12 protein-coding genes are annotated in these 13893 nt (G+C 64.3%); 6 read left to right on the plus strand and 6 right to left on the minus strand.

From position 1 onward, the window contains the following. The coding region (locus tag ACCD11_RS18390; protein ID WP_413314961.1) for an ESPR-type extended signal peptide-containing protein at positions 1 to 1470 on the minus strand (1470 nt) is incomplete at its 3' end. Positions 1471 to 1941: 471 nt separating this feature from the next. Here ACCD11_RS18390 and ACCD11_RS18395 point away from each other — a divergent pair. After that, on the plus strand, positions 1942 to 3078 hold the full coding sequence (locus ACCD11_RS18395) for a DUF2827 domain-containing protein (RefSeq protein WP_413314963.1): 1137 nt from the start codon (positions 1942 to 1944) through the stop codon (positions 3076 to 3078). Between the two features lie 20 nt (positions 3079 to 3098). After that, positions 3099 to 3959, plus strand: coding sequence for a hypothetical protein (locus ACCD11_RS18400; RefSeq protein WP_413314964.1), 861 nt, complete (start codon positions 3099 to 3101; stop codon positions 3957 to 3959). 73 nt (positions 3960 to 4032) lie between these two features. Here the strand turns inward: ACCD11_RS18400 and ACCD11_RS18405 are convergent, their stop codons facing one another. The 5 genes from ACCD11_RS18405 to ACCD11_RS18425 form a co-directional block, all read right to left on the minus strand. Beyond that, positions 4033 to 6618, minus strand: a complete 2586-nt coding sequence (locus ACCD11_RS18405; RefSeq protein ID WP_413314966.1) for a bifunctional aconitate hydratase 2/2-methylisocitrate dehydratase — start codon at positions 6616 to 6618, stop codon at positions 4033 to 4035. Positions 6619 to 6694: 76 nt separating this feature from the next. Continuing rightward, positions 6695 to 7243 (minus strand): hypothetical protein, encoded by a 549-nt coding sequence (locus ACCD11_RS18410; protein ID WP_007830517.1) that lies wholly within the window; start codon positions 7241 to 7243, stop codon positions 6695 to 6697. A 36-nt stretch (positions 7244 to 7279) separates the two neighbouring features. After that, on the minus strand, positions 7280 to 8278 hold the full coding sequence (locus tag ACCD11_RS18415; protein ID WP_413314968.1) for an HpcH/HpaI aldolase/citrate lyase family protein: 999 nt from the start codon (positions 8276 to 8278) through the stop codon (positions 7280 to 7282). After that, positions 8275 to 9063 (minus strand): trans-aconitate 2-methyltransferase, encoded by a 789-nt coding sequence (gene tam / locus ACCD11_RS18420; protein ID WP_413314969.1) that lies wholly within the window; start codon positions 9061 to 9063, stop codon positions 8275 to 8277. Before tam ends, ACCD11_RS18415 begins: the two co-directional genes overlap by 4 nt. A 14-nt stretch (positions 9064 to 9077) precedes the next feature. Next, positions 9078 to 10064 (minus strand): malate dehydrogenase, encoded by a 987-nt coding sequence (locus ACCD11_RS18425; protein ID WP_007830514.1) that lies wholly within the window; start codon positions 10062 to 10064, stop codon positions 9078 to 9080. A 185-nt stretch (positions 10065 to 10249) separates the two neighbouring features. Between ACCD11_RS18425 and ACCD11_RS18430 the strand changes: the two genes are divergently transcribed. The 4 genes from ACCD11_RS18430 (at position 10250) to sdhA (ending at position 13883) form a co-directional block, all read left to right on the plus strand. Then, positions 10250 to 11008, plus strand: coding sequence for a GntR family transcriptional regulator (locus ACCD11_RS18430; protein WP_056586796.1), 759 nt, complete (start codon positions 10250 to 10252; stop codon positions 11006 to 11008). Between the two features lie 233 nt (positions 11009 to 11241). Next, positions 11242 to 11688 (plus strand): succinate dehydrogenase, cytochrome b556 subunit, encoded by a 447-nt coding sequence (sdhC, locus tag ACCD11_RS18435; RefSeq protein WP_007830511.1) that lies wholly within the window; start codon positions 11242 to 11244, stop codon positions 11686 to 11688. 13 nt (positions 11689 to 11701) lie between these two features. Then, the gene (sdhD, locus tag ACCD11_RS18440) at positions 11702 to 12067 is read left to right on the plus strand and encodes a succinate dehydrogenase, hydrophobic membrane anchor protein (RefSeq protein WP_007830510.1); all 366 of its coding nucleotides are present in this window, start codon (positions 11702 to 11704) and stop codon (positions 12065 to 12067) included. Positions 12068 to 12074: 7 nt separating this feature from the next. Then, positions 12075 to 13883 carry a succinate dehydrogenase flavoprotein subunit gene (gene sdhA / locus ACCD11_RS18445; protein ID WP_007830509.1) on the plus strand — a complete coding sequence of 603 codons (1809 nt, stop codon included), beginning with the start codon at positions 12075 to 12077 and terminating at the stop codon, positions 13881 to 13883. Positions 13884 to 13893: the final 10 nt, after the last annotated feature.

Genomic DNA, 13893 nt, shown 5'->3' on the forward strand with positions numbered 1-13893 from the left:
GCTCGTTGCCGTGCTCAGGCCTGTGGAGGTCGAAGTCGACAAGCTCGCCACATTGCTATTGGTGGTGCTCAGGCCCGTCGAAGTGGAAGTCGACAGGCTGGCCACATTGCTGTTCGTCGTGCTCAAGCCACTCGACAGACTTGTGATGCCGCCGGTTGCGGTGCTCAGCCCCGTGGAGGTCGAGGTCGACAGGCTAGCCACATTGCTGTTGGTGGTGCTCAACCCAGAAGACAGGCTGGTGATTCCGCTCGTTGCCGTGCTCAGGCCTGTGGAGGTCGAAGTCGACAAGCTCGCCACATTGCTATTGGTGGTGCTCAGGCCCGAGGACAGGCTGGTGATACCGCTCGTCGCAGTGCTCAACCCCGTGGAGGTCGATGTGGACAAGCTGGCGACCTTGCTGTTCGTCGTGCTCAGGCCGGTCGACAGACTGCTGATGCCACTGGTCGCTGTGCTCAGACCCGTCGACGTCGACGTCGACAAGCTGCTGATGCTGCTATCGGTCGTGCTCAATCCGGAAAACAGCTGGCTGCCGTTGATCGCATCCGTCGAGCTGGATGTCACGCGGCCCGCGGCCACATTGGTGACTTGGCGCTCCGAACCCACAGCGCCGACGCTGACCACTCCGATCGGTGCAGCGCCTGCGAAGCCCCCATAGGTGACGCTTCCGACGGTTGCACTGGGAACGGCCGTCGCTGCAGCCGTCGTGCTGCCATCGCCCAGCGCGACGCTGCGCGCGGTGCTCGCGACGGCGCCGCGGCCGATGGCAATGCCGGATGTTGCAGCAGCAACCACGGATGACTCGCCGCCAATGGCGATGGCATCGGATGCACCTGCCTGCGCTCCCTTGGTCGCATTGCTGCCGATGGCAACAGCTCCAGCGCCCGAGGCGGTCGTGGAATTGGCAACGCTCAGCGGTGTAGTCCCATTTCCCCCTGAGCCTCCTATCGCAACAGCATTGATAGCTGAAGCGTTGCTCCCGAAGCCCATCGCGATACTCGAGATGCCCGTTGCGCTGGACTCCAGGCCAAAGGCAGTGCTCCACTTATTCGCGTTGCTGAGAAGACCGAACGCCGCAGCACCGTCGCCGCCCGCCGTTGCAAAGGCGCCCAACACAGTAACGCCAACAAATCCCCCACCAACGGCATTACAGCCCTCGACGACCGAGTACGTGCCCGAGCCATCTTGCGCCGGCGAACCGCCGCCTGCGGGCCCGTTAGTTGTCGTGCCGGGATTGATTCGACCGACCACACCGCTCGAAAAGGTGGCGCACGTTTCGTTCGTTCTGACAACATTGGCTAGCGATGCAGTCGGCCACCCCTGCATCAATCCAAATGCGGCAGCGACCGCGGCCAATACGGGCATGGATCTTGTCGTCCCGCTACTCCGTTTACCCCGTGCCGAAGTGATTTCGGACGTAGCCACCCATGCACCAAGTGCTTCGTTCCAGATGCTTCTGTAGGACTTGTTCATTTGCTTTGATTCGGCTCGCGGTGAGAAACAGGCAGGTTGAGATCGACCAACAGTGCGATGCGCCCTGCGCCAGGTTCCATCGCTGAAGGCACACGCAGGCGCCTTGATTGCAGGAATGCTGGAATGTACGGACTTGTTTACATTTAGGAGTAATTGCCGGGACCAGGAAAACCAATCCTGATGATTTAGTTCACAAAACCCGGCGAAGAGTTACTTTTCCCGGAGGCGGTAGTTGTCGGAGTACTACGGTCAGAAGAGCAACTTCTAGAATGCCAACAGAGAGCAACTTCGCTCAACGCCGCCCTTACTGCTGCCTTCTGGACGATCGGCGATCCACTCTCTTTTTCGCAAGATTCAAGGGTGACTACCCGGAAAAATATGAAATTCATCACAAAAATCCGGACGAATTCGATATACGAATACGGTTTTAAATGGCCTGCCCTAGGCAATTAACATTTACGAAACAATTTAATGCCACCCGCTTCCAAGCTTCGCATCGGCATCACCATCGGCCTCCACCATGAGGCCGAAACCCTCTGGAACAACGGCATCAAGCAGAACGCCGTGTTCCTGGCGGAAGCGCTGAAGCACTGCCCCGGCGTGACCTCGGTGGTCTTGGTCAACACCACGGCCACCCCCATCACCCCTTCCCTGCCCTGGGACCAGATGCGTTGGCCCACCGTGACCTTCGAGGCGGCCAGGGACAACGTGGACGTGCTGATCGAGCTCGGTGGCCAGATCGACCCGGCGCAGACCGACTACCTGAAGCGACGAGGCGCGCGGCTGGTGTCCTACTGCTGCGGCTTCGAATACGTGCACGCCATGGAGTCGATGCTGTTCAACAAGCCGCTCTGGGGGCAAAACCTGTTCGTGAACCAGCGTTACGACGACATCTGGATGGTTCCGCAGGTGGCAAACATCAGCCAACCCTACTTCGAGGTGCTGCGTCGGGCCGAAGCGCGGCCCGTGCCCTTCGTCTGGAGCCCCGTGTTTCTCGACGAACGCACGCGCGCCTTGCCCGATGCCGGCGTCTATCAGCCGCACGCCGGGCCGCGCCGGCTGAGCGTGATGGAGCCGAACATCAACGTAGTGAAGTTCTGCCTCTACCCCGTCCTGATCGCCGAACTGGCCTACCGCGCGCGGCCCGGCTCCATCGCACTGCTGCAGGTCACCAACGCCGAACGCCTGGCCAGGGAGAACATGGAATTCATCACGCTGATGAACCAGCTCGACCTCGTCCGCGAGCACAAGGCGGTGTTCCTCGGGCGGCACGAAACGCCTGTTTTCCTGGCGCAGAACACGGACATCGTGGTCTCGCACCAGTGGGAGAACCCGCTCAACTACTTCTACCTGGAAACCTGCTGGCAGGGCTATCCGCTGGTGCACAACGCGCACCTGTGCGCGGACCTCGGCTACTACTACGAGGGCAACGATGTGGCCGGTGGCAGCGACCGGGTGCTCGAAGCCATCGACACGCATGATGCGCAGGCAGCCGCCTATCGCGAGCGCCAGCGCAGCCTGATCGACCGCTACCTCCCCGGCAACGCCGCGGCCACCGAGGTCTACAACAACCTGCTGCTCGGCCTGATGCAGCGCCCCGCCCGATAGACAGGCACACGGAGCCCGCAATGCTTGACCCGTCCGAACTCGGGCAGTTCTTTCCCGTGGTCGTGACGCCGAGTCATGACGGCAAGTTCTTCCAGAACTACGTCGCCTCGATGCTGAACTTCACGGTCCTGGCCGAGCGCGCCGGCATGCGGATGCAGGTGCTGATGCACCAGGGCGAGAGCCTGGTGACGCGCGCGCGGAACAACTGCGTGGCCCAGTTCCTCGCCAATCCGCAATGGACCCACCTGTTCTGGATCGACGCCGACATCGGCTTCTCGGCGCAGGCGGCCTTCCGGCTGCTGCTGTCGGACTACGACATCGCGGCCGGCGTCTACCCGTTGAAGCGGGAGAACTGGCCCGATGGCGGCGTGGCCGCAGGCACGACGCAGCAGCAGTTCGAGGCCACCTTCACCCGCTACACGGTCAACGCCAAAGCTTCGGAGACCACTTCACAGGTCGAGCTCACGATCCAGCCTGACGGCTTCATGGAGATGACCGAGGCGCCGACCGGCTTCATGGTGATCAAGCGTGCCGTGTTCGAGCGGCTCATGGCGAGCTACCCTGATCTCCGCTACGTACCCGACAGCATCGGCGAGGCCGACCTCGGCCTGCACTACCGCTTCTTCGATGTCATGGTCGACCCGCAGACGCGTCGCTATCTCTCGGAAGACTACGGCTTCTGCCGCCTGTGGTCGGGACTGGGCGAGTCGATCTACATCGATGCCAATTCCAACCTGACGCACCAGGGCGCCAAGCTGTACCGCGGCGACTTCGCCAACTCGTTGCTGACCTCCCTGCCCCATGCAGTGGGCGGCCCGGTCGGCGCGAAGATGGTGCTCACGGGCCAGGAGTACCTGCAGCCCAACGCGCCGTCGCTCTGAGCAACGAGGGGCGCATCGCCCAAAAAAAGCCCCGCCGAAGCGGGGCTTTTTGATTGGAGCGATCCGAAGAAGATCAGGCCGCGACCGTGTCCGCCACGCCCTTGTAGTCTTCGATTTTGTCGAAGTTCAGGTACTGGTAGATCTGCGCACTGGACGCATCGAGCACGCCCGTGGCGGCCATGTACTCCTCGCGGGTCGGGATGCGACCGAGGCGCGAGCAGATGGCGGCCAGCTCGGCCGAGCCGAGGTACACGTTGGTGTTCTTGCCCAGTCGGTTGGGGAAGTTGCGGGTGCTGGTCGACATCACCGTGGCGCCTTCGCGCACCTGCGCCTGGTTGCCCATGCACAGCGAGCAGCCCGGCATTTCGGTGCGAGCACCTGCATTGCCGAACACGCCATAGTGGCCCTCCTCGGTGAGCTGGTGTGCGTCCATCTTGGTGGGCGGCGCGATCCAGAGCTTGACCGGAATGTCGCGCTTGCCCTCGAGCAGCTTCGACGCGGCGCGGAAGTGGCCGATGTTGGTCATGCACGAGCCGATGAACACTTCGTCGATCTGGGCTCCGGCCACGTCGCTGAGCGTCTTCACGTCGTCGGGGTCGTTCGGGCAGGCCACGATGGGCTCGTGGATCTCGGCCAGGTCGATTTCGATGACAGCGGCGTATTCGGCGTCGGCGTCGCCCTTGAGCAGTTGCTGGTCGGCCAGCCATGCCTCTTGCGCGGCGATGCGGCGTTGCAGCGTGCGCGCGTCGGTATAGCCTTCGGCAATCATCCACTTCATCAGCGTGATGTTGCTGTTGATGTACTCGGCGATCGGCTCCTTGTTCAGGTGCACGGTACAACCAGCGGCCGAGCGTTCGGCCGAAGCGTCGCTCAGCTCGAAGGCTTGTTCCACCTTCAGGTCGGGCAGGCCTTCGATTTCGAGGATGCGGCCCGAGAAGATGTTCTTCTTGCCTTGCTTGGCCACGGTCAGCAGGCCCGCCTTGATAGCGTACAGCGGAATGGCGTTGACCAGGTCGCGCAGCGTGACGCCGGGCTGCATCTTGCCCTTGAAGCGCACGAGCACCGACTCGGGCATGTCCAGCGGCATCACGCCGGTGGCGGCCGCGAAGGCCACGAGGCCGGAGCCGGCCGGGAAGCTGATGCCGATGGGGAAGCGGGTGTGGCTGTCGCCGCCGGTGCCGACGGTGTCGGGCGTCAGCAGGCGGTTGAGCCAGGAATGGATCACGCCGTCGCCCGGGCGCAGCGACACGCCGCCGCGGTTGGCCATGAACTCGGGGAGTTCGTGGTGCATCTTGACGTCGACCTTCTTCGGGTACGCGGCCGTGTGGCAGAACGACTGCATCACGAGGTCGGCCGAGAAGCCCAGGCAAGCCAGGTCCTTCAGCTCGTCGCGCGTCATCGGGCCGGTGGTGTCCTGCGAGCCGACCGAGGTCATCTTGGGTTCGCAATACGTGCCCGGGCGCACGCCCTGGCCTTCGGGCAGGCCGCAGGCGCGGCCGACCATCTTCTGCGCGAGCGAGAAGCCCTTCTTGGTGTCGACGGGGCTGGTCGGCAGGCGGAACAGCGTCGACACGGGCAGGCCCAGTGCCTCGCGCGCCTTGGCCGTCAGGCCGCGGCCGATGATCAGCGGAATGCGGCCGCCGGCGCGCACTTCGTCGAACAGCACGTCGCTCTTGACCTGGAATTCGGCGATGACCTTGCCGTCCTTCAGCGCCTTGCCCTCGTAGGGACGCAGTTCGACCACGTCGCCCATTTCCATCTGCGTGACGTCGAGTTCGATCGGCAGCGCGCCCGAGTCTTCCATCGTGTTGTAGAAGATGGGAGCGATCTTGCCGCCGAGGCAGACGCCGCCGAAACGCTTGTTAGGAACGAAGGGAATGTCTTCGCCGGTGAACCAGAGCACCGAGTTGGTGGCGCTCTTGCGCGACGAACCCGTGCCGACCACGTCGCCCGCGTAGGCCACGAGGTGGCCGCGCGCGCGCAGGTCTTCGATGAACTTCACCGGGCCGCGCTTGCCGTCTTCCTCGGGCACGATGCCGGGGCGCGCGTTCTTGTGCATCGCCAGGGCGTGCATCGGAATGTCGGGACGGGTCGTCGCGTCGGGGGCGGGCGACAGGTCGTCGGTGTTGATTTCGCCAGCCACCTTGAAGATGCTGACGGTGATGCTCTTCGGCACTTCGGGGCGGCTGGTGAACCACTCGGCGTCGGCCCAGCTTTGCAGCACGCCCTTGGCGTGCACGTTGCCCTTGTCGGCCTTTTCCTTGACGTCGTGGAACTGGTCGAACATCAACAGGGTTTTCTTCAGGCCTTCGGCCGCCACGGCGCCGACTTCGGCGTCGTCGAGCAGGTCGATCATGGGGCTGATGTTGTAGCCGCCGAGCATGGTGCCGAGCAGTTCGGTGGCGCGGGCGCGCGACAGGAACTCGCTCTTCTCGGTGCCGTGGGCCACGGCCGCAAGGTAGCTCGCCTTGACCTTGGCCGCGTCGTCGACGCCGGCAGGCACACGATGGGTGAGCAGATCGAGCAGGAAGGCGCCGTCCTTGGCATTCGCGCTCTTGAGGAGCTCGATCGCTTCAGAGGTCTGCTTCGCGCTCAAAGGCAGCGGCGGGATACCGAGCGCGGCGCGTTCGGCAACATGGTCAACGTAGGCTTGCAACATCTTCTTTTCTCCGGAAACTGGGCTGGCGGGCGTGCAACGCAGCAAGCAAGAGCCGCGCCGCACGCCGTTTCGTTACTTACTTCTTGGCCGGGTCGGCGCCTTCGAAAAGGCTCTTCGGCGGGTTTTTCTTCATTTCTTCTGCAAACGCGACCTGGGCGGCCGTCTGGCATTCGTCGGCGATGCGCAGGCCGGCCTTCTGGTTCATCAGCATCGACTTGTTGCCAAGCTGCAGCCACATGGCGCCGGCACGCGGGTCTTCGAGGCGGATGGCGCCGGTGCGGCTTTCGACCGGGTGCATCCGATACTTCAGGCCCTTGGTGGTCACGGTGAAGAAGCCGGGCTTCTTCTCGTCGGGCGTGACGGTCACGTCGGCGCCGAGTTCGCACTGGGCACGGCCGGTCGACACGCGCTGGGCCACGGCCAGGTCAGCGTCGTTGAGCGTCACGTCGGTATCGGTGTTGACCGGGGTGACTTCCTCGACGGCCTTGGCGGCGCGGCGGGTGACTTGATGCTTGGCCGGCGCCTTCTTGGCCGTCGTCTTGGCGGCGGGCTTGGCCGCATCCTGGGCCAGTGCGGCGAACGGCAGCGCCAACGCGACGGCGGCAATCAGGGCAATTTTCTTCATGTGTGGGTTTCCTTGAGGCTGGATTCAGGGGTGGTTTCAGGAGGCCGCGAGCGCAAACCAGGCTTTCGCCTCGGGGGGCAACGCGCGCCCTGTTGCATGGGCACGCGTCAAGACCTGCCAAAAGTGGCGGTAGCTCGCGCGGTCGTGCAATGTGCCATCAATTTGTGTCGGAGCCCAATCCGCGGCCGCGGCTTTTGCAATGATTTGTGAGGCGATCTGAATCTGCGCCTCATCCGGCGCAAAGGCCTCGAGGATGGGGCGGATCTGGTTCGGGTGGATGCTCCACATGCGCGTGTAGCCGAATTCGTCGGCCGCCTTGCGCGCCGCCGTACGCATGGCATCGGTGTTGTTGAACTCGGTAACCACGCAGTGCGACGGCACCTTGCCATAGGCATGTGCGGCCGACGCGATGGCCAGCTTGGCGCGCACCACCAGCGGGTGGCTGAACTGCCCTGCCGCCCCCATGCCATCGGCGGGGATCGCACCAGCATGCGCCGAGACGAAATCCATGAGACCGAAGCTCAGCGACTGCACGCGCGGATGGGCCGCAATCTCGAAGGCGTTGTGCACGGCGAGCGGCGATTCGATCAGCACGTGCAGCGGCAATGCGTCGGCATCCGCCGCCTCGAGCGCCGCAACAGCCTGCAACACATCGGCCACCGATTCGACCTTCGGCACCATCAGGTGGCTCAGGCGTTGGGCGGCACGGCCCGCAATGGTGATCACGTCGCCAGCAAAGGCGGGGTGATCGACGGGGTGCACGCGCACGCCGACGCGCATGCCGGGTTTCGCGGCCAGCGCCAGTTCGGTAACGAGCGCGGCATGCTCGGCTTCGCCACCCACGGGGGCGCCGTCTTCGCAATCGAGGGTGACGTCGAATACGCAGGCGCCGAACTCCTCGGCCATCTCGGCCTGGAGCGCGAGGCTCTTCTTCATGCGCGCCTCGACGCCGCTGTAGTGATCGCACACGGGCAGCGTCACGGCGCCGGCCTGTGCACCCAGCAGCACTTCGGCGGGATGGGCGGTGTGGGTCATGCCCTGCCCTTTTGCGCCACGATGAACATGCGCGGGAAGGCGAGCAGCCGCTTGCCGTCGGCGCGGGCGGGATATGCCTCGTCCACGCGGCGCTGATACTCGGCGAGGTAGCTCGCCTGCAGGTCGACCGGCAAGCGGTCGACGAAAGGCTTCAGGCCGGTGCTGCGCACCCATTCGACGATGGAGGCGGCATCGGCCATGCGGTGCTGGTAGATCGTGTGCCAGACATCGACGCTGGCGGCATGCGGCGCCAGCAGGTCGTAGTAGCCGCTGAGCGGCAGCAGCAGGGTGCGCAGCCTGTCGGCATCGCCGATGGGCTCGGCCCACGGCGCTTCGGCCGCCAGCGCGCGCATCAGGCGGTGTGTAGGTTCCTGGCGGTTGTCGGGCATCTGGATGGCGAGCACGCCACCCGGGGCCAGCGCGTCGAACAGGCGCGGGATCAGCTTTTCGTGATCGGGCACCCATTGCAGGGACGCATTGGCGTAAATGAGGTCGGGCGCTTGTTCCGGAGACTGCGGCGCCCAGGTCGCGATGTCGCTCAACTCGAAGCCTGCCTTCGGCAGCCGCTCGCGCGCGCTGACCAGCATGGCTTCGGAGTTGTCGGTTCCGAGGACTTGCGCCTTCGGGAACCGCTGCACCAGCAGCTCGGTGGAATTGCCCGGCCCGCAACCGAGGTCGACCACGCGGTCGGCTTCGGTCAGCGGCACCCGCGCGAGGAGCTCCTGCGCGGGTCGTGTGCGCTCGTCCTCGTAGCGACGGTAGAGCGCGGGATTCCAGTCGAGCATGCTGAGCGAGTTGCTTACAGCAGGTGGGCGACGCCGGCGCGTTCGCCTTCGAGCTCTTCGAGCGTCTTGTTGATGCGTTCCTGGCTGAATGCATCGATCTCGAGGCCTTCGACCAGCTTGTACTCACCGTTTTCGCAGGTGACCGGAAAGCCGAACATCACGTCCTTCGGAATGCCGTACTGGCCATCCGACGGGATACCCATCGTGACCCACTTGCCGTTGGTGCCCAGGGCCCAGTCGCGCATGTGGTCGATGGCGGCGTTGGCGGCCGAGGCGGCAGACGACAGGCCGCGAGCTTCGATGATGGCCGCGCCGCGCTTGCCGACGGTCGGCAGGAAGGTGTTCGCGTTCCATTCCTGGTCGTTGATCATCTTGGCGACGGACTCGCCCTTGATCGTGGCGAAACGGTAGTCGGCGTACATCGTGGGCGAGTGGTTGCCCCAGACGGTGAGCTTTTCGATGTCGGCCACGGGCTTGCCGGTCTTGGCGGCGATCTGGCTGGCAGCGCGGTTGTGGTCCAGGCGCAGCATGGCGGTGAAGTTCTTGCGCGGCAGGTCAGGCGCGCTCTTCATGGCGATGTAGGCGTTGGTGTTCGCGGGGTTGCCGACCACCAGCACCTTGACATTGCGGCTGGCGACGGCGTTCAGTGCCTTGCCCTGCGCGGTGAAGATGGCACCGTTGACGGCCAGCAGTTCGGCACGTTCCATGCCGGGGCCGCGGGGACGCGAGCCGACGAGCAGCGCGTAGTCGGCATCCTTGAAGGCGGTCATCGGGTCGCCGTGGGCTTCCATGCCGGCCAGCAGCGGGAAGGCGCAGTCGTCGAGTTCCATCATCACGCCCTTGAGCGCCTTCTGGGCCTTCTCGTCGGGGATTTCGAGCAGCTGAAGAATGACCGGCTGGTCTTTGCCGAGCATTTCACCGGAGGCGATACGGAACAACAGGGCGTAACCGATTTGACCGGCGGCACCGGTGACGGCAACGCGGACGGGCTTTTTGCTCATGGGAAGACTCCAGAAGGTGATGAAAACGGTGTTGGCGCTCTCGTGGGGCGCCAGGGTCCTGCGGGATCGGAATACCTTCCCGCAGCGCGGGACCGGCCGCATTTTAAGCCGATTCAATGAGCCTCGTCTTATGTCTTATATAAGATATCCTCCTGGGGTCCGCCAAGGCGCACCCCACCGCTGCCATGAACACGCCCACCACACTCGACGAGCCCCCGACGCCGTCCTTCAGTCCGCTCTACCAGCAGATCAAGACCCTGATCCTGCAGAGCCTGCAGGCGGGCGAGTGGAAGCCGGGCGAGCCCATCCCGAGCGAGATGGAACTGGCCGTGCGCTTTCGCGTGAGCCAGGGCACGGTGCGCAAGGCCATCGACGAACTCTCGGCCGAAAACCTGGTGGTGCGCCGCCAGGGCAAGGGCACCTTCGTCGCCACGCATGCCGAGCAGCATGTGCAGTACCGCTTCCTCAAGCTCGTACCCGATGCGGGCGACCCGAACACCGAAGGTCCCGCGGTACGCACCATCGTCGACTGCAAGCGCCTGCGCGCATCGGCCGACGTGGCGCGTGCCCTCGGCCTGCGCACGGGCGACGCGGTGCTGCAGGTGCGGCGCGTGCTCGCCTACGGCGGCGTGCCGACCATCCTCGAAGACCTCTGGCTGCCCGGCACACCCTTCAAGGGACTCACCGCCGAGCGGCTGCGCGCGTGGCCCGGCCCGATGTACGCGCTGTTCGAGACGGAGTTCGGCGTGCGCATGGTGCGTGCCGAAGAAAAGATCCGCGCCGTGCTGCCCGATGCCGAACAGGCCGCGCTGCTCGACGTGACACCGCAGATGCCCCTGCTGAGCGTGGAGCGCGTGGCGCACACCTACCATGACATGCCGATGGAACTGCGTCGCGGGCTCTATCGCACCGACACCCACCACTACAGAAACCAGCTGGGCTGACCCGATGCAGACGAAAGCCGGATACCGGTGCGCCAGCGTGCGCACACAACGCGTGCGAAGCGCAGCGAAGTCAAGAGCATCCGACTGCAACGGTGCACTGACTCGCATGCGTCCGCTGCCCGATGGTGCATTGCAATAGAATTTTGCGTTGTTTGCATTTCCGCAGAAGAAACAAAAGCGTTCGCTCTCAGAACAAGCCAACAAGTCACAAAGCCACGAAAGCAATCCCCCCAATGACAGAGCTTGCAACCCCTCCCCGGCCACCGCGTCGCGAATTCCGCAACATCAATGCCTTCACGGACCTCACGACCTATCGGCTGCCGCCGGCGGGCATCGTGTCGATCCTGCATCGCGTCAGCGGCGTGCTGATGTTCCTGCTGCTGCCGTTCATCATCTGGATGTTCGACACATCGCTGTCATCCGACTATTCGTTCGCGAGATTCAAGAGCGCCTTCAACGTCGGCATCGGCTTCGCTCCGGGGTGGTTCTTCAAGCTCGTCGCGCTCGCGCTCATCTGGGCCTACCTGCACCACTTCATCGCCGGCCTGCGCCATCTCTGGATGGACGTGAGCCACGCCGCGGTGACCAAGGAGTTCGGCCACACCTCGGCCGTCGTCACGCTGGCACTGAGCATCCTGCTCACCGTGGTGCTCGGCGCCAAGCTGTTCGGCCTGTACTGAGAAGGAGCCAACCATGTCTGTGAATTACGGCTCCAAGCGCATCGTCGTCGGCGCTCATTACGGTTTGCGCGACTGGCTCAGCCAGCGCATCACGGGCGGCCTGATGGCGCTCTTCACGATCATCCTGCTCGCACAGCTGATCTTCTCGCGCGGCCCCATCGGCTACGACCTCTGGGCCGGCATCTTCGCCGCGCAGTGGATGAAGGTGCTGACCTTCTCCGTGATCGCTGCCCTGCTCTATCACGTGTGGGTCGGCATGCGCGACGTGTGGATGGACTACGTCCAGCCCGTCGGTATTCGCCTCGCCCTGCAAATTTTCACCATCGTCTGGCTTGTCGGTTGTGCGGGTTGGGCCATTCAAGTGCTTTGGAAGATCTGACCCCACCATGACCTACACAAAAGAAAAAATCACCAAGCGCAAGTTCGACGTCGTGATCGTCGGTGCCGGCGGTTCCGGCATGCGCGCCTCGCTGCAACTCGCACGCGCCGGCCTCAACGTGGCCGTGCTCTCGAAGGTGTTCCCCACGCGTTCGCACACCGTTGCTGCGCAGGGCGGCGTCGGCGCCTCGCTCGGCAACATGAGCGAGGACAACTGGCACTACCACTTCTACGACACGATCAAGGGCTCCGACTGGCTCGGCGACCAGGACGCAATCGAGTTCATGTGCCGCGAAGCACCGAAGGTCGTGTACGAGCTCGAGCACTTCGGCATGCCGTTCGACCGCAACCCCGACGGCACCATCTACCAGCGTCCGTTCGGCGGCCACACGGCCAACTACGGCGAGAAGCCCGTGCAGCGCGCCTGTGCCGCGGCCGACCGCACCGGCCACGCGATGCTGCACACGCTCTATCAAAAGAACGTCGAAGCGCGCACGCAATTCTTCGTCGAATGGATGGCGCTGGACCTCATCCGTGACGACGAGGGCGACGTGGTCGGCGTGACCGCGCTCGAAATGGAAACCGGCGACCTGCACATCCTGCAGGCCAAGACCGTGCTGCTGGCCACCGGCGGCGCGGGCCGCATCTTCCAGGCCTCGACCAACGCCTTCATCAACACCGGCGACGGCCTCGGCATGGCGGCCCGCTCGGGCATTCCGCTGCAGGACATGGAGTTCTGGCAGTTCCACCCGACCGGCGTAGCCGGCGCGGGCGTGCTGCTGACCGAAGGCTGCCGCGGCGAAGGCGCGATCCTGCTGAACAGCAACGGCGAACGCTTCATGGAGCGCTATGCGCCCACGCTGAAGGACCTGGCACCGCGCGACTTCGTCTCGCGCTCGATGGACCAGGAAATCAAGGAAGGGCGCGGCTGCGGTCCCAACAAGGACTACGTGCTGCTCAAGCTCGACCACCTGGGCGCCGACACCATCCACAAGCGCCTGCCTTCGGTGTACGAAATCGGCGTCAACTTCGCCAACGTCGACATCACGAAGGAGCCGATTCCCGTGGTGCCGACCATCCACTACCAGATGGGCGGCATTCCGACCAACATCCACGGCCAGGTCGTCATCCAGAAGGGTGAAGAGAACAGCGCCGTGGTGAACGGTCTCTACGCCGTGGGCGAATGCTCCTGCGTGAGCGTGCACGGCGCCAACCGCCTGGGCACCAACTCGCTGCTCGACCTCTTGGTGTTCGGCCGGGCGGCCGGCAACCATATCGTCGAGTTCAACGACAAGCTCAAGGAACACAAGGAACTGCCCAAGGATGCGGCCGACCGCACGCTGGAGCGCCTGAACCGCCTCGAGTCGACCACCGGCGGCGAATACGCGCAGGACGTGGCCGGCGAGATCCGAGCCGTCATGCAGCAGCACGCGGCCGTGTTCCGCAAGCAGGCCTCGATGGACGAAGGTGTGACCAAGATTGCCGCCGTGCGCGAACGCGTCAAGGCCATCGGCCTGAAGGACAAGTCCAAGGTGTTCAATACCGCCCGCATCGAAGCGCTGGAAGTCGACAACCTGATCGAAGTGGCGCAGGCCACGATGGTCTCGGCCGCCGCCCGCAAGGAATGCCGCGGCGCCCACACCGTGGAAGATTACGAACGCCCGGCGGACGATCCTGTCGCGCCGCTCGGCCGCGACGACGCCAACTGGATGAAGCACACGCTCTGGTACAGCGCGGACAACCGCCTCTCGTACAAGCCGGTCAAGCTACAGCCCCTGACGGTCGCATCGGTGCCCCCGAAGGTCCGGACATTCTAAAAATTAGGAA

This window comes from Variovorax sp. Varisp36 (genome assembly GCF_047304235.1).
Taxonomy (GTDB): Bacteria; Pseudomonadota; Gammaproteobacteria; order Burkholderiales; family Burkholderiaceae_C; genus Variovorax.

What these genes read in the sequence shown, in the direction of transcription:
- ACCD11_RS18410 (WP_007830517.1), bottom strand. Translation starts at nt 7,243, where the DNA reads ATGAAGAAAATTGCCCTGATTGCCGCCGTCGCGTTGGCGCTGCCGTTC.
- ACCD11_RS18400 (WP_413314964.1), top strand. Translation starts at nt 3,099, where the DNA reads ATGCTTGACCCGTCCGAACTCGGGCAGTTCTTTCCCGTGGTCGTGACG.
- sdhD (WP_007830510.1), top strand. Translation starts at nt 11,702, where the DNA reads ATGTCTGTGAATTACGGCTCCAAGCGCATCGTCGTCGGCGCTCATTAC.
- sdhC (WP_007830511.1), top strand. Translation starts at nt 11,242, where the DNA reads ATGACAGAGCTTGCAACCCCTCCCCGGCCACCGCGTCGCGAATTCCGC.
- ACCD11_RS18395 (WP_413314963.1), top strand. Translation starts at nt 1,942, where the DNA reads ATGCCACCCGCTTCCAAGCTTCGCATCGGCATCACCATCGGCCTCCAC.
- ACCD11_RS18415 (WP_413314968.1), bottom strand. Translation starts at nt 8,278, where the DNA reads ATGACCCACACCGCCCATCCCGCCGAAGTGCTGCTGGGTGCACAGGCC.
- ACCD11_RS18405 (WP_413314966.1), bottom strand. Translation starts at nt 6,618, where the DNA reads ATGTTGCAAGCCTACGTTGACCATGTTGCCGAACGCGCCGCGCTCGGT.
- ACCD11_RS18430 (WP_056586796.1), top strand. Translation starts at nt 10,250, where the DNA reads ATGAACACGCCCACCACACTCGACGAGCCCCCGACGCCGTCCTTCAGT.
- tam (WP_413314969.1), bottom strand. Translation starts at nt 9,063, where the DNA reads ATGCTCGACTGGAATCCCGCGCTCTACCGTCGCTACGAGGACGAGCGC.
- sdhA (WP_007830509.1), top strand. Translation starts at nt 12,075, where the DNA reads ATGACCTACACAAAAGAAAAAATCACCAAGCGCAAGTTCGACGTCGTG.
- ACCD11_RS18425 (WP_007830514.1), bottom strand. Translation starts at nt 10,064, where the DNA reads ATGAGCAAAAAGCCCGTCCGCGTTGCCGTCACCGGTGCCGCCGGTCAA.